This window comes from uncultured Halorubrum sp., assembly GCF_937146585.1.
Taxonomy (GTDB): domain Archaea; phylum Halobacteriota; class Halobacteria; order Halobacteriales; family Haloferacaceae; genus Halorubrum; species Halorubrum miltondacostae.
In genome coordinates, this window is record NZ_CAKZRO010000142.1 from 1 (window position 1) to 14,006 (window position 14,006).

Sequence of the window (14,006 nt, forward strand, 5' to 3'; positions counted from 1 at the left end):
GCCGGCCCCGACGACGACGAAGTCGTATTCCGTGTCTGTCATAGACAACCATGCGGGTCACCGGCAGTTAACTGTGCCCGGTCCGCGACCGGCGAGGGTTCGGGACCGTTCGTCGCCGCGCGGCGTTCGACGCCGTTATCACTCGCTGTCCGAGTCGTTACCCGTGGACCCCGACACCGTCCGAGACGCGTGGCGAGAGCGGGCGGGAGAGTACTCGCCGGCGTACTACGCGTACCGCGGGCCGAACGAGACGAGCGCGGCCGTCCGAGAGGCCCTCGCGGCGCGTCTCGACCGCGACGCCGCCGTCCTCGAACTCGGCTGCGGGTCGGGCCGTCACCTCCGACACCTCGCGGCGCACGGCTTCGAGGACCTGTCCGGGGTCGACATCGACCCCGGGGCCTTCGAGACGATGCGGGAGACCTATCCCGACCTCGCGGCCGCCGGGACGTTCCACTGCGGTGCGCTAGCCGACGTCCTTGAGGAGTTCGACGACGGCGCGTTCGACGCGGTCTACTCGGTCGAGACGCTCCAGCACGTCCCCCCCGAGGCCGAGTCGGTCTTCGGAGAGATCGCGCGGATCACCGACGCGGTCCTCGTCACGGCGGAAATCGAGGGGCCGCCGGCGGCGGAGTCGGCGTCGGCGGACCCGGACGTGAACTTCGTCGACGACGACACGCCGCTCTACTACCGCGACTGGGGCGAGATATTCGGTTCCCTAGGGCTCACCGAGGTCGACGTCGTCCGCGGCGACAGGGACACGACGCGGACGTTCCGCGTCGCCGATTGACCGACCGTCCGGGCGGACCGATCCGGACCGCGGCCCGGTCTCCCGCGCGACTTTTACCCGCGAGCCGACTACCCGAGCCACATGGCGACTCGCGAGGCCCTCTGGGGATACCGGGACCGGTTCGGCGACGCCTTCGGGCGCACCTACTTCCGCCGGTTCGGCCCCGGCGTCGTCTCCAGCGTCGGGATCGGGACGTACCTCGGCGAGCCGACGCCCGCGGTCGACGAGGCCTCGCGCGAGTCGATCGAGCTGGCGCTCCGGTCCGGCGTGAACCACGTGGACACCGCGGCCAACTACCGATGCGGTCGCGCCGAGCGCGTCGTCGGCGAGGCGCTCCGGAAGGCCCCCGTCGACCGCGAGTCCGTCGTCGTCGCGACGAAGGGCGGCTTCCTCCCGTTCGACGGCGAGCGCCCGAGCGACCCGAGCGCGTACGTCCGCGAGCGGTTCGTCGAGCCGGGGATCGTCGCCCCCGACGACCTCGCGAACGGCTCGCACGCGATGACCCCGGATTTCCTGGAGTGGTCGCTCGACCGCTCGCTCGACCGGCTCGGGTTCGACGCGGTCGACTGCTTCTACGTCCACAACCCCGAGACGCAGCTCGCCGTCAGGTCGCAGGCCGACGTGTACGACGCGCTCGAAGCCGCGTTCGAGGCGTTGGAGCGCCGCCGCGCCGCGGGCGACGTCGGGGCCTACGGCGTCGCGACGTGGGACGCGTTCCGGGTCGGAAAGGACGGCGACCGGTACCTCTCGCTCGCCGAGGTGCTCGCGCGCGCCGAGGCCGCGGGCGAGGCGGTCGGCCCCGACGACGACCACGGGTTCGAGGCGGTCCAGCTCCCGTTCAACGTCGCGATGGCCGACGCATTCACCCGACGGAACCACCCCGCGCCGGCGGGCTCGGACGCCGACGGACCGGTCTCGGCACTCTCGTTCGCGCACGAGGCCGGGCTCTCGGTGGTGACGAGCGCGAGCATCGGACAGGGAGACCTCGCGGTCGAGGGCGCGGTCCCGGCCGACGTCGACGCGACGCTCGCGGGGGAGACGCCCGCCCAGCGCGCGCTCAACTTCGCGCGGAGCGCGCCGGGCGTCACCTCGTCGCTCGTCGGGAGCGCCGACCCGGACCACGTCCGCGAGAACGTCGCGGCCGGCACCTTCGACCCGCTGGGCGCGTCGGCGTTCGACGCGGTCTTCGAGTGAGCCGAACCGCGGGCCACAAAGCGTTTAGCGAGGCCCCGTCAATTCGGTCGCATGTCCCCGACGCGACGATCCCTCCTCGGTAGCGCAGCCCTCGGCGTGCTCGGCACGTTCGCCGGGTGTTCCGGCGCGAGCGACCCCGAGTCGGCGTCGGTCCGGCGACAGGCGTCGGGCACGGATCCGGACCCGACCGTCCTGAAGCCGCGGAACCCGGACGGCGACCGGATCCTCCTCGACGGGAGCGAGGTCGACGGCGAGGGGGAACCGATCTCCGTCGGCCGCGAACTCGTCACGAGCGCGGAGCGAGCGAGCGACCTGCTCGTCGCCGAGGGCGTCGCCGACGCGGACCGCGAGCGGATCCGGTCGTTCCTCGATGCGACCGACTACGACGCGGAGACGGTGTACGTCTCGCCCGCGGGCGTCAGGTCGTGCGAGCGGCTTCACATCGAGTCCGTCTCGTGGGAACCCGGTCGCGTGGACTACGAGTACTGCCGCGAACTCAGGCCTCCGGACGAGGCGTGCGTGGCCGACGCGTGGGTCACGCTCGGTCTGTTCTTCCGGCTGCCGGTCGCGCTCGACGGCCGGATCACCGGCTCCGGGTCCAGCGGGCGGTCGCCGTGTCGGACCACGGAGACGGAGTACGCGGTGATCGAGGGGAACGCGACCGTGCCGGGGAACGACACCGCGATAGACGCCGGGGGTGACTCCCGGTGACGCGGCGGGTGACCCGCCGGCACGCGCTCGCGGCCGTCGGTGCGACAGCGCTCGGCTCCCTCGCTGGGTGTTCGGGCGTCGGGAGCGAGCCGGGGTTCTGGGACGACCCGCCGTCGCTCGATGTCGACGCCGTTCCACGCGAGTTCGACGATTCCGTCCCGGCTCGGCCGCGGATCGTCCCCGTCGGCTTCGAGCCGGAGGTCGCCGCCGCGTTCGCGGACCGCGTCGACCGGCTGCTCGGCCCGATCCCCGACCCCCTGACCGCGGAGCGGCTCCCGCACGGCGGGTTCCGCGAGCGCATCGAGTCGGAGCGCGCGGCGGCCCGCGAGGCGCTCCCGGGAGCCGACGAGCCGCTCCCGCCGCTCGGAGCGGCCGGGCGGTACGCGGCGGCGCGGGATCACGCCGCGACCGCCGTCGGCACGTGGGCGGGCGTGACCGTCGAGGGCGAACCGGAGGCGGTCGCGGCGGACGGCGGGACGGTTCGCGGCCGCGCGTCCGGGGCGCTCGACGCGCTCCCCGGACCCGCCGCGGACCCGCTCGCGGGGACCGCGGTCTACGGCCCGATCGAACGGTGGTACGACGAGTCGCTCCGCCGGACGCTGGTCGGCGGCGGGAGTCCGGCCGACGAGGCGAACCCGATCCGAGCGGGAGAGGCGGTCGGCAACGTCGAGCGCGTCCAGTCGTACGTCGAGGCGGGGCGCTACCTCCGGGACCGGTACGCGGCCTCGCTCGCCGATCCGGAGCCGGTCGCCGAGCCGATCCGCCGGGAGATGAACCGTCTCGGCCGCGTCGTCGGCGACCGCCTCCGCGAGCTCCACGGCGAGGGGGTCGAGGACCTCCGGGAGAGCCCCGGCCCCGAGGCCTTCGTCGACGGGCGCGGGGTGGCGACAGACGCGCCGAGCGACTCCCTCCTGTCGAGCGCCGTCTACCGCAGCTTCGACGGGGTGTGGTTCGACCCCGTCGCGCTCGGCGACTACGAGCCCGATCACCCGGCGACCGGGCTGACGCGGACCGCGCTCGTCCTGACGCGCCTCCGGGCGCTGGACGACATCGCCGCGCGCGTCGAAGCCGGAGAGACGATGTTCCCGGACGGTCCCGACGCCATCGGCGCGGCGCGCGGGGCGGCGGTCGCGTCGGCGTCGTCGCTCGCGGACCACGAGAACCCGCTGGCCCGGTGGCTGGCGACGCAGTTCCTGCCGCTGTTCGCGGAGCAGGACGAGGCGCTCGCGGCCGACGAGCGGAGCGTACGCTCGGCTGCCGAGGCGTACGCCGAGTACCGGTGGATCGAGACGGTGACGGGCGAGGCCGAGGCGGTCGCGGCGTCGGTCGCGAGCGAGTTCGAGTCGTGACCGGAGCGAGCGGCCGGGACCGGACCGCGAGAGATCGGCCGCGGGAGGAGTGAAAAGAGCGCAGCGGGCGACTGGCGCGGGGACGACGCGACGACGGCGGTCAGCGGAGCTCCTTGAACCGGGCGCCGCACTCCGGACAGATCCGGACCGAGAACACCTCGTCGGGGTCGTTCTCCTTCTTCAGCACCTGCTCGCAGTCGGCGCAGTTGAGCCGCTCGTAGGTGTCCTTCATCAGGTCGCCGTCGCGGAGCCCCTTGCGCGTGGATTTCATACCCCGCCGTTCGGGGGCGGGGCGGATAAAAACCCCGTCCGACGTCGGGCTGACGGAGCGGCCGAAACCGCCGGGAGACGCGGCGTCGCCCGCCGCGACCGACCTCGGGGCGGTCCCCGGCCGCTTTCGCAACGCTTGTGTCCGGGCGCGCGGAATCGCCGTCGTGTCACGGACCCGGCTGTTCGGATCGCTCTGCGCGCTGGTGTTCCTCGTCAACTTCGCGCGCGTCGTGTTCGCGCCCCTCGTGGGCGAGTTCATCGACGCGTTCGGGATCCGCGAGGGGACCGCCGGGCTCATCGTCACGCTCGCGTGGCTCGGCTCGGCCGCCCCGCGGCTCCCCGCCGGCTGGGCGCTCACGCGCTTCACGCGGCAGCGGGTCATCCTCGTCTCCGGCGCGATGCTGACGGCGGGCGCGCTCGGGGTCGCCCTCGCGCCGAGCGTGCTCGCGCTGATGGTCGCCGCCTTCGCGGTCGGGCTGGCCTCCGGCGTCTACTTCGTCGCCGCGAACCCCTTCATCGCGGAGCTGTTCCCGCAGCGCGTCGGCCGGGTGATGGGCGTCCACGGCATGGCGAGCCAGCTCTCGGCCGTCATCGCCGCGCCCGCGGTCACCGTCGCGCTGTGGTACGACTGGCGGTACGCCTTCTACGCGCTCGCGGTCGCCGCGGCCGCCAGCACCCTCGTCTTCGCGGCGCTCGCGCGGCGGACGGACCTCCCGGACGCCGGCGCGGGCGACACCGACTTCCTCGGGGCCGCCCGCGGCGAGTGGAAGCTGATCTTCGCCGGCATCGTGCTGATGGGGCTCACGAGCTTCGTCTGGCAGGGGCTGTTCAACTTCTACGAGCTGTACATGATCGACAAGGGGCTGGCGCGGGCGACCGCGCGGAACCTCCTGACGGTGATCTTCGCGGCCGGCGTCCCCGCGTTCCTGGTCTCGGGCGACCTCGCTGACCGACTCCCCCACGTCCCGTACCTGCTCGGCATCGTCACGGCGTTCGTCGGCGGGGTCGTCCTCGTCGTCGTCGCCGAGGGGCTGGCGGCGGTGATCGCCGCGAGCGTCGTCGTCGGCTTCGCCATCCACATGCTGTTCCCGGCCGGCGACACGTACCTGCTCGCGTCGCTGCCCGACGAGTCGCGCGCCTCGGCGTACGCGATGTTCTCGGCCGGGATGATGTCCACGCAGGCGGCCGGCTCCTGGGTCGTCGGCGAGGCGATCGAGGCGGGCGCGACGTACGACGCGGTCTTCCTCGCGCTCGCCGGCGGGCTGGCGCTCCTCGTCGCGACGTACGCCGTGCTGTACCGGTTCGGCCGCGTCCCCGGGGGCGCGGCGGGCGCGAGCCGGACCGTCTGAGGCGACGGCGCGGGCCACGCGAGGCGACGGTGTGGACGCCGATCCCGACCCCGCACCCCGGGACCGGCATGGGGGTGTGGTACCGCACCTGTTTTGGTCGTCGCTCCCGTGTGATCGGTAAATGGAGTACGTTCAGGAGCGCGTGACGACCCTCCACGCGTTGACCGACCACCGGCCCGACGCGCCGACCGACCGCGCGGCGGTCGTCGTGCCGATGACCGAGCGCGAGTACGGCACGCTCGCGGCCGAGCGCGTGCTCTCCACGCTGGAGACGGTCGACCCGGCCCGGGTGATCGTCCCGCTGCGGGCGTCGGCCGACCGCGCCGGCCCATTCGCGGAGTGGCTCGACGGGTTCGACCTCGACGTCGAGACGCTCTGGTGCGACGGCCCCCGGCTCGCGTCGCTGTTGGAGGCGCGGGGGCTCGACGGCGACCGCGGCAAGGGCCGCGACGTGTGGCTCGCCCTCGGTCGCGCGCTCGACGAGGAGTTCGTCGTCGTCCACGACGCGGACACGAAGACGTACTCGGCGGCGTTCGTGAACCGACTGCTGTTCCCGCTCGGGCGCGGCTACGAGTTCTCGAAGGGGTACTACGCCCGCGTCGAAGACGGCTCGCTGTACGGGCGGCTGTTCCGGCTGTTCTTCCGACCGCTCGTGCGGGCGCTCGGCGACGCCGCTCCGGGGCGGGAGCCCGACGTCCTTCGGTACCTCTCGGCGTTCCGCTACGCGCTCGCCGGCGAGTTCGCGGCGACGAGCGACCTCGTCTCCCGGCTCCGCGTCCAGCGCGGCTGGGGGCTGGAGGTCGGGACGCTCGGCGAGGCGTTCGACCACGCCGGGTTCGCCGACAGCGCGCAGGTCGACTTGGGACGCTACGAGCACGACCACCGCTCCGTCGACGGGCCGACCGGCCTCGCCGACATGAGCCGGGCGGTCGGCGCGGCGACCCTGCGCGCGGTCGAGGACGCCGGCGTCGACGTGGACTACGACGGCCTCGCCGAGCGCTACCGTGAGACGGCGGAGTCGCTGACGGAGAGCTACGCCGCCGACGCGGCGTTCAACGGGCTCTCGTACGACGCCGGCGACGAGCGCTCGCAGGTGGCGACGTACGCCGAAGCGCTGGCCGCGCCGGGGCCCGACACCCGGCTGCCGGCCTGGCGGAACGCCCCGGTCGACCCCGACGAGGTCTTCGATGCCGCGACCGCCGACCTCGACGCGGCGCGCGGCGACGACGCCGGCGGCGGCGGCGGGACGGGTCCGACGGACGACCGGAGCGACGCGGCCGGCGGGTCGGCGGTCGAGAATCGACAGGCGGAGCCCGCGCCGGGGGAGGACTGACGATGGCCGACGAGGGGGGGCCGAGCGTCGCCGCTCGCGACGACCTCGCGGGCGTCGTCGACCTGTTCGAGTGGCTCACCCGGGCGGAGCTCTCGCGGGCGCTCTCGGAGCTGGCGTTCAAACAGCGGACCGAGGTCGACGAGGGGGCCATCGACGACGCCATCGACCTCGCGGTCGACGAGTACGCGCTCGTGCCGGCCCCCGACGAGGCGCTCTCCGGCGATCGCAGTTCGGCCGGGGACGACGCGGAGGGGGCCATCGATGACGAGACTCCCCTCGCGGTCGGCCCGGCGGCGTTCCCGACGCTCCCGGAGGGCGCGGCGGACCTCCCGCACATCCTCGACGTGCCCGACCGCGGCGTCGACCGCGAGACCCTCGCGGACGCGGTGCTCGACCGGCTCCGCCGCGAGGCGGTGACCGCGATAAACGACGGCGACGCCGCGCGGCTGGAGACGCTCGCGGACGTGACCTACGACGTGGAGGCGTGGGCCCCGGTCGACGTAGACCCGGTCCGGACGCGGATCCTCGCGGAAGTTGACGCGTAGCCGGCGCGCGACCCCGTCGCTCACCCGGAGAACTCGGCCTCGCTCACGCGGACGACGACCGTCTCGTCGACGTCTCTGAGGTCGTACTCGGGCGTCTCGCCCTGTCGCCGGCGGACGAACAGCGGCTCGACCGGCCGGCCGTCGACGAGGCCGAACACCTTCAGGCGCTGGTCCGTCTCCTCCGGTGGCACGTCGCCGTCGCGGACCTCGCGGGCGAGGTCGCGGGAGAGCCACTCGTCGGTCGCGACCGAGGGCTCCAACACGAGCGCCTCGTCGACGAAGCGGACGAGGTACCAGTCGAGGTCGTTCAACAGCGAGACGGCGGCCCCGAGGCTCACCGTGTCGACGGCGACGCTGTTCTCGAACGGCTCCTCGATCGCGTAGGTCGCGAGCGCGTCGCGAGCCGTCTCGCGGGAGAGCAGCTCGTAGGAGAGCTCCACGTCGGGGTCGCCGAGGAGACACACCCGCGTCATGGACGCACCTCCGACCGGACGGCGCAAATCCGTTGCGGTCGTCCGGCGGCGGGGGCGGGCGGAGGGTTCTACGGCTCCCCGGTCAGAACGTCGAGACGTCGCCCTCGATGACGCTGCGGGTCACGTCCGTCACGTCGGCCAGCTCGCGGTCGACGATGGCGAGGACGTCCGCCTCGATGTCGCCCAGTTCGACGTCGTCCTCGGTGACGATCTGCGCGTCGGCGACGTGCGGCTCGTCGATCGGCCGGCCGATCTGCGAGAGGAGCCGGACCTGGAGGTCGCGGATCCCGTCGACCTCGCTCGTGACGGACTCGGCGACGCGGGTAGAGAGGAGGTTGTAGATCTTCCCGATGTGGTTGACGGGGTTCTTCCCGGAGGTCGCCTCCATCGACATCGGGCGGTTGGGGGTGATGAGCCCGTTCGCGCGGTTGCCGCGCCCGACCGAGCCGTCGTCGCCCTGCTCGGCGGAGGTGCCGGTGACGGTGAGGTAGACGGACCCCTCGTCGTAGTCGTCGGCCGTGTTGACGTCGACGTGGACCTCGCGGTCCGTGTACTCGCGGGCGAGGTCGTCGACGTACTCGCGGACGGACGCGACCGCGTCGTCGTACTCGTCGAGGCCGTCGACGTAGGCGTCGACCATCGCGGCGGCGACGGTGATGTCGATCCGGTCGCCCTCGCGTTTGCCCATGATCTTCACGTCGGGGCCGAGCTCGGGGTGGTCGTCGTGGTAGGTCGTGTTGAGCGCGCGCTCCGCCTCGTGGACGATGGTCTCCGTTTCGGTGAGCGGCGCGTGACCGACGCCGAAGGAGGTGTCGTTGGCCATCGGGACCTCCTGCGTCTCCTCGCCGAAGACGTCCTGGAGGTCGCCCGACCCCTCGCCGAGCTTCACGTCGACGACCACGTCGGTACCGTACTCAAGCTCCGGGATCGCCTCGGAGAGGTACTCGCGGGCGGCCGCGAGCGCGGTCGAGTCGACGGGGAGCTGCTCGCCGTCGTACTCCTTCGTGGCGCGGCCGACGATGAGGATGTAGATGGGCTCGACGACCTCGCCGCCGCCGAACGCTGGGGCCGCGCGGCCGGCGACCAGCTGCGTCTCGTCCGTGTTGTAGTGGAGCACCTTGCCGACGCGGTCCAGGTAGAGCTGGGAGAGCGCCCGCGAGACAGACTCCGCGACGCCGTCGCAGATCGAGTCGGGGTGACCGATCCCCTTTCGCTCGACGATTTCGACCTCCTGGTCCTCGACCGCCTGCCGGTCGAGGCGGCTGACCTGTATGTTCCGGTCCATTAGCGCCGGATACTCCGCGGGCGACGGTATAACTTGCGGAAACTCTTCGACGACGCCGAATTACCAATAGTAATTTGTGAACCGGGATAACGAACCTCACGCTCACCGCGTCTCCGGTCACGCAAGCGGACGTTTGCGTCTCGGCGACGTTTTTCCGTCCCCCCGCGGAACGTGACGTCATGACCGAACTCGCGCCATCTCGGCGCACCCTCCTCGCCGGCGCTGTCGCCGGCGGTCTCGGCGCCGTCGCGGGCTGTCTCGGAAACGACGACGACGAGCAGAGCGGCGGCGACGACCCGATGCTCTCCCTGTCGCTCTCGCGGGTCGACGGGACGCTGCGCGACCGCTACGTTCGCGGCCGCGAGGACCCGCCGAACCACTGGGACGAGGCGGCGCTCGACGCCGTACTGGCCGACGAACCGTACACGACCCAACACCGGAAACCGTTCTTCGCGGAACCCGACGACCCCGCGTACGTCCGCGACGAGGGGACGTACTACCAGCTCCGGTCCGTCGCCGTCGACGAGGTCGCCGAGACGCACCCGGTCCTCCGGCTCTTCGAGGCGGAAGGCGAGGTGGAGTCGCCGGTCGACGGCAGCGAGGGTGGTGAGCTCCCGCGGGTGGATCAGCGCGCGGTCCGGATCGCGCACTTCGCCGCACGGGCCCGCGGGGACGAGGGCGGGTACCCGGCGGACCTGGTCGACCGCGGCGGCTACGCCTACCGGACCGCGGCCGCCCGCGAGGAGAGCGCGCTCCTCGCCGCGGACGCCCCCGACCACGTCCGCCACCGAGACACTACCTACCGCGTCGAGAGAGAGCGCGAGCGGTTCCACGAGACCGTGTACCGGCCGACTGCGGAGCCGGTCGCCGAGCGACCCGAACGCATGGAGGCGATCCTCCGGGCCACGTTCGTCGGCCCGAGGATCGGCGCGGACGACCTCTCCGCCGAGGCCAGGCGGATCGTCGACCGGGCGGACGCCGACGAGTACGGCGAGCGCTACCCGTACTCCGACGAGTACACGGCGCTGCTCCGCGCGCTCGACGCGCGCCCCTACCTCGACGGCGGGGTTCGGAACGACGCCGGCGTTCTCACGGAGCGGAAGGAGATGATCCGGTACGGCGACGACTACTACGAGTGGGAGCTGCGGCTCTCGGGCGGCGACTGACGGGAGAGCCTAGGCTCGGAGACCGGAGCGTCAGCGCGCCGCCTCGAACGCCTCGGCCATCACGTCGAGCGCCTCGCGGAGCTGCGCCTCGTCGGTCGCGTAGGAGACCCGCGCGTGGCCGGCGCCGTTCTCGCCGAACGCCTCGCCGGGGACGACGACGACGCCGCGGTCGATACACTCGTCGACGAACCCGTCTGGGACCCGCGGCATCGCGTAGAACGCGCCCTGCGGCGTCGGGCAGTCGAGGCCGATCTCCGCGAACCCCTCTAACACGATGTCGCGGCGGCGCTCGAAGGAGGCGGTCATCTCGTCGACCACGCCGCGGTCGCCCCGCAGCGCGGCCTCCGCGGCGTACTGGGCCGGCGCGGAGGCGCACGCCTGCGCGTACTGGTGGACGCGCAGCATGCGCTCGACGCGCTCAGCGGAGCCGTACACCCAGCCGAGCCGCCAGCCGGTCATCGAGAACAGCTTCGACGCGGAGTTGACCACCACGACGTTGTCCGTCTCGGCGAACTCGATCGGGGAGCGGTGGTCGCCGTCGAACACCGTGTACTCGTACACCTCGTCGGAGATACAGAGCACGTCGTGCTCGTCGGCGATGCGCGCGAACTCGCGGACGTCCGCCTCGGAGGAGACCGCGCCGGTGGGGTTGCCGGGCGAGTTGACGACGAAGGCGGCGGTGTCGTCGGTGATGGCGTTCTCGATCGCGGCCGGGTCGATGGTGAGGTCGTCGCGGAGCGGCACGGGGACCGGCTCGCCGCCCGCCAGCTTTGTCAGCGCGTCGTAGGAGACGAACCCGGGGTCGGGGATCAGCACCTCGTCGCCCGCGTCGACGTGCGCCTCCATGGCAACGTGGAGCGCCTCGCTGCCGCCGGCGGTCGCGATGACGTTGCCGGGGTCGAGGTCGACCCCCTGGTCGGCGCGGTGCTTCTCGGCGATCGCCTCGCGCAGCCCGAGGGTCCCCTTGTTCTCGGTGTAGGCGTCCGCCTTCCCGGACTCGATCGCGTCGACCGCGGCCCGGCGGGCGTGGGCCGGGGTCGGGAAGTCGGGCTGGCCGAGCCCGAGGTTGATCGCGTCGTCGCCGGCCGCCTCGAACACCTCGCGGATCCCGCTTATCGAGATCCGTTCCACCCGCTCGGAGAACGTCGTCATACCAGTTCGAGGGCGCCGCCGAGAGTTAGTTCTTGTCACGTCCGGGCGGTCCGCAGGTCGGGAGGCGACCCCGCGGCGAGCGGGCCCGCGCCATCACCACCGCCGCCGCTCCCACACCGGGCGTCGCTCCTTCCGGCTCTCTTCGCGTCGCGGGCGTCCGTCCTCGTCGGTCGGCAGCGCGAACTGCCCTTCGAGGATGCTCGGCACCTCCTCCGGCCGCGCGCGCAACAGCGCGTCGTCGACCGCGCGGAGCCGGAACATCGGTCTCCCCGGCCCCATCGGCACCTTGATCGACTCGATCAGCTCCCGGTCGACGAGCGTCCGACGGTCGGCGGTGAACTCCTGTTCCGGCGCGATACCGACCCCGTCGGTTCCGACCCACCGCCGTAGGTCCCGGAAGAGGTGGTCGTGGCGCGCCGCGAGCGCGACGAGGAGCGTGCGGTCGGAGATGCCGGTCGTGCGACCGAACTCGCCGGGCTCGAGCGACTCCAGCAGGGTCGCCAGGTCGTCGGCGAACCGGTCGTCGAGGACCTCCCGCGCGGCCGCGAGGAGGCGAGTCCGCGAGGGCATCGCCACCGACTCCGCCGTCGCCGCCTCGAACCGCGACGCGGCGGCCCCGCTGACCGCGTCGACCGTCTCCGGATCGTCATCGACCGCCGTCGTCGCGAGCGAGCGGTCGCCGCGGGGACCGACGACGGCGTCGACGCCGTCGGGGCTCGCGAACACGGTCCCGCCCGCCCCGTGGTCGATGGGTTCCCCGGTCCGGATCCGTATTTCGTCGCGTTCGACCGCCTCGGCGATCGCCGTGCCGAGGACGAGCGCGCGAGAGAGGGCGTCGACGACGCCGGGACGACACGCGATCCGCCACGGCGCTCCCGACGAGCGCTCGCGAGCCGCGAGCACCGCCGGGAGGAGCCGAAGGGGGACGCCGACGGCGACCACCGCGGACCGGCCCGCGAGCGCGGCCTCGACCGACTCCGCGAACGGGTCGTCGCCGCGGGGGAGGACGTCAGCGACCTCGGGGCCGCCCTCGACGCCGTCGGGATCGGGGACAGAGCCGCGGTCGCCCTCGCCGTCCGCGGCGGCGTCGCGCTCGGCTTCGTCGTCGGACACACCGTCGACAACCGGCGCGATCCGAAAGAGAGTTGCGCCGCTCGGGGGGCGACGCGCCGGTCCGAGGGTCGACAGGAGTCTGGGAAAGCGGCGCGCGGCCGCCTCAGGGAGCGCGCGCGAACAGGAGGTAGCCGGTGTGGCCCACGCCGGCGGTGGAGGGGCGGGAGCCGCGGTCGGAGAAGTCCATCTCGCGCTGGATCGTCTCCAGCGTCTCGATCTCGGAGAGCCCCGCTTCGCGGGCGGCGAGGGCCGCCTCGCGGGTCCCCTCGACGAACGGCGAGTAGACGGCGAGGTGACCGCCGGACGCGAGGAGGTCGTCCGCGCGATCGACGACCGCCGGGGCGTCGCCGGTGTCGAGCGTGAGGACGTCGAACGGCCCCTCGTCGGCGAGCGCGTCCAGCGACTCGGTGAGGTCGCCGGTCCGCACGTCGACGCGGTCGGCGACGCCCGCCGTCACCATGTTCTCGCGGGCCACGTCAGCGAACTCGTCGTCGACCTCGTAGGAGGTGACGTCGGCGCCGGCCCGGCCGAGGTACGCGGCGAGGATCCCGGTCCCGGTGCCGGCGTCCAAGACGCGGTCGCCGCCGGACGCGCCGGTGTGGCCCATCACGAGCCCCACGTCGCGGGGCATCATCGGCGCGCCGGTGCGGTCGAGGTGGTTGAACAGGTCCGGGCCGCGGAGCGCGCGGACCTCGAAGACGGTGCCGAGGTGCGTCTCGACCTCGTCGCCGGCCGAGACGTCCTCGGGGACCTCGATCACGCCGAGGTCGGTCCCGAACTCCTCGCCCGGCTCCAGTAGGTACTCCCGGTCCTCGTGGACGAGCAGGTACGCGGCGTCCGTCACTGCAGGTCCGAGATCGCCCGCGCGGGCTCCCCGTTGGCCGCCTCCAGCGCCTCGCGGGCCTCGTCCTTCGAGACGCCCGCCTGCTGAGCGACCAGCTCGACGTCCTCCTCCGGAATGGCCCCTTCGTCGGCGTCGTCCTCGGCCTCGATCGCGGCCGCGTCCGCGTCGCCCTCGACGGCGGTCGCGCCGCCAGCGTCGGCCACCGCGTCGGGCGAGCCGACGATCTGGTAGGTCTCCTGACCCTGGGCGTCCATCTTGGTGACCTGCGCACCGTCGAAGACGAGGTCGTCGCCGTCGGTCGTCTCGATGACGACCCGCTCGGCGTCGAGCTCCTCGACGTCGATCCCCATCTGTTTCATCATCTGTTTCATCTTCCGCGGATTCATGCCGCCGCCTCCAAACATGCCCGAACGTTCGGCCGGACGATACAAAAAG

Annotated in this window: 15 protein-coding genes; 8 read left to right on the forward strand and 7 right to left on the reverse strand. The window is 72.9% G+C overall.

The annotated features are described in order from the left end of the window. Window positions 1-163 precede the first annotated feature (163 nt). From Q0116_RS11715 to Q0116_RS11730, 4 genes are all read left to right on the forward strand, one after another. The gene (locus Q0116_RS11715) at window positions 164-787 is read left to right on the forward strand and encodes a bifunctional 2-polyprenyl-6-hydroxyphenol methylase/3-demethylubiquinol 3-O-methyltransferase UbiG (RefSeq protein ID WP_297888437.1); all 624 of its coding nucleotides are present in this window, start codon (window positions 164-166) and stop codon (window positions 785-787) included. An 81-nt stretch (window positions 788-868) separates the two neighbouring features. After that, on the forward strand, window positions 869-1,981 hold the full coding sequence (locus Q0116_RS11720) for an aldo/keto reductase (RefSeq protein ID WP_297888439.1): 1,113 nt from the start codon (window positions 869-871) through the stop codon (window positions 1,979-1,981). Window positions 1,982-2,032: 51 nt separating this feature from the next. Continuing rightward, window positions 2,033-2,692, forward strand: coding sequence for a hypothetical protein (locus tag Q0116_RS11725; protein ID WP_297888443.1), 660 nt, complete (start codon window positions 2,033-2,035; stop codon window positions 2,690-2,692). Then, window positions 2,689-4,041 (forward strand): hypothetical protein, encoded by a 1,353-nt coding sequence (locus Q0116_RS11730; RefSeq protein WP_297888446.1) that lies wholly within the window; start codon window positions 2,689-2,691, stop codon window positions 4,039-4,041. Before Q0116_RS11725 ends, Q0116_RS11730 begins: the two co-directional genes overlap by 4 nt. 100 nt (window positions 4,042-4,141) lie before the next feature. Here the strand turns inward: Q0116_RS11730 and Q0116_RS11735 are convergent, their stop codons facing one another. Further along, window positions 4,142-4,312 carry an HVO_0758 family zinc finger protein gene (locus Q0116_RS11735; protein WP_004595617.1) on the reverse strand — a complete coding sequence of 57 codons (171 nt, stop codon included), beginning with the start codon at window positions 4,310-4,312 and terminating at the stop codon, window positions 4,142-4,144. Window positions 4,313-4,475: 163 nt separating this feature from the next. Here Q0116_RS11735 and Q0116_RS11740 point away from each other — a divergent pair, with 163 nt between their 5' ends. The 3 genes from Q0116_RS11740 to Q0116_RS11750 all read left to right on the forward strand — a co-directional run bounded on the left by Q0116_RS11740 (window position 4,476) and on the right by Q0116_RS11750 (window position 7,538). Further along, window positions 4,476-5,660, forward strand: coding sequence for an MFS transporter (locus Q0116_RS11740; protein ID WP_297888450.1), 1,185 nt, complete (start codon window positions 4,476-4,478; stop codon window positions 5,658-5,660). Between the two features lie 121 nt (window positions 5,661-5,781). Next, window positions 5,782-6,993 carry a glycosyl transferase family 2 gene (locus Q0116_RS11745; RefSeq protein WP_297888451.1) on the forward strand — a complete coding sequence of 404 codons (1,212 nt, stop codon included), beginning with the start codon at window positions 5,782-5,784 and terminating at the stop codon, window positions 6,991-6,993. A gap of 2 nt (window positions 6,994-6,995) precedes the next feature. Continuing rightward, the gene (locus Q0116_RS11750; protein ID WP_297888454.1) at window positions 6,996-7,538 is read left to right on the forward strand and encodes a hypothetical protein; all 543 of its coding nucleotides are present in this window, start codon (window positions 6,996-6,998) and stop codon (window positions 7,536-7,538) included. Window positions 7,539-7,558: 20 nt separating this feature from the next. Here the strand turns inward: Q0116_RS11750 and Q0116_RS11755 are convergent, their stop codons facing one another. Both Q0116_RS11755 and Q0116_RS11760 read right to left on the reverse strand, forming a co-directional pair. Further along, window positions 7,559-8,011, reverse strand: coding sequence for a DUF5804 family protein (locus tag Q0116_RS11755; RefSeq protein WP_297888457.1), 453 nt, complete (start codon window positions 8,009-8,011; stop codon window positions 7,559-7,561). An 82-nt stretch (window positions 8,012-8,093) separates the two neighbouring features. Then, window positions 8,094-9,296, reverse strand: coding sequence for a methionine adenosyltransferase (locus Q0116_RS11760; RefSeq protein ID WP_297888459.1), 1,203 nt, complete (start codon window positions 9,294-9,296; stop codon window positions 8,094-8,096). Between the two features lie 179 nt (window positions 9,297-9,475). Between Q0116_RS11760 and Q0116_RS11765 the strand changes: the two genes are divergently transcribed. Then, complete coding sequence (locus Q0116_RS11765) at window positions 9,476-10,462, forward strand: hypothetical protein (protein ID WP_297888463.1); 987 nt, start codon at window positions 9,476-9,478, stop codon at window positions 10,460-10,462. 30 nt (window positions 10,463-10,492) lie between these two features. Here Q0116_RS11765 and Q0116_RS11770 read toward each other — a convergent pair whose 3' ends face one another. The 4 genes from Q0116_RS11770 to Q0116_RS11785 all read right to left on the reverse strand — a co-directional run bounded on the left by Q0116_RS11770 (window position 10,493) and on the right by Q0116_RS11785 (window position 13,975). Next, complete coding sequence (locus Q0116_RS11770; RefSeq protein WP_297888467.1) at window positions 10,493-11,614, reverse strand: pyridoxal phosphate-dependent aminotransferase; 1,122 nt, start codon at window positions 11,612-11,614, stop codon at window positions 10,493-10,495. Window positions 11,615-11,707: 93 nt separating this feature from the next. Continuing rightward, window positions 11,708-12,727 carry a DUF5821 family protein gene (locus Q0116_RS11775; RefSeq protein ID WP_297888469.1) on the reverse strand — a complete coding sequence of 340 codons (1,020 nt, stop codon included), beginning with the start codon at window positions 12,725-12,727 and terminating at the stop codon, window positions 11,708-11,710. A 103-nt stretch (window positions 12,728-12,830) separates the two neighbouring features. Beyond that, window positions 12,831-13,571 (reverse strand): methyltransferase domain-containing protein, encoded by a 741-nt coding sequence (locus Q0116_RS11780; protein WP_297888472.1) that lies wholly within the window; start codon window positions 13,569-13,571, stop codon window positions 12,831-12,833. After that, complete coding sequence (locus Q0116_RS11785) at window positions 13,568-13,975, reverse strand: nascent polypeptide-associated complex protein (protein ID WP_297888475.1); 408 nt, start codon at window positions 13,973-13,975, stop codon at window positions 13,568-13,570. The genes Q0116_RS11780 and Q0116_RS11785 overlap by 4 nt, the downstream gene beginning before the upstream one ends. Between the last annotated feature and the right edge of the window lie 31 nt (window positions 13,976-14,006).

Bases quoted from the DNA above. Each gene is read 5' to 3' on its own strand.
- Q0116_RS11720 (WP_297888439.1), top strand. From the start codon at position 869: ATGGCGACTCGCGAGGCCCTCTGGGGATACCGGGACCGGTTCGGCGAC.
- Q0116_RS11725 (WP_297888443.1), top strand. From the start codon at position 2,033: ATGTCCCCGACGCGACGATCCCTCCTCGGTAGCGCAGCCCTCGGCGTG.
- Q0116_RS11735 (WP_004595617.1), bottom strand. From the start codon at position 4,312: ATGAAATCCACGCGCAAGGGGCTCCGCGACGGCGACCTGATGAAGGAC.
- Q0116_RS11745 (WP_297888451.1), top strand. From the start codon at position 5,782: ATGGAGTACGTTCAGGAGCGCGTGACGACCCTCCACGCGTTGACCGAC.
- Q0116_RS11750 (WP_297888454.1), top strand. From the start codon at position 6,996: ATGGCCGACGAGGGGGGGCCGAGCGTCGCCGCTCGCGACGACCTCGCG.
- Q0116_RS11755 (WP_297888457.1), bottom strand. From the start codon at position 8,011: ATGACGCGGGTGTGTCTCCTCGGCGACCCCGACGTGGAGCTCTCCTAC.
- Q0116_RS11760 (WP_297888459.1), bottom strand. From the start codon at position 9,296: ATGGACCGGAACATACAGGTCAGCCGCCTCGACCGGCAGGCGGTCGAG.
- Q0116_RS11765 (WP_297888463.1), top strand. From the start codon at position 9,476: ATGACCGAACTCGCGCCATCTCGGCGCACCCTCCTCGCCGGCGCTGTC.
- Q0116_RS11770 (WP_297888467.1), bottom strand. From the start codon at position 11,614: ATGACGACGTTCTCCGAGCGGGTGGAACGGATCTCGATAAGCGGGATC.
- Q0116_RS11785 (WP_297888475.1), bottom strand. From the start codon at position 13,975: ATGTTTGGAGGCGGCGGCATGAATCCGCGGAAGATGAAACAGATGATG.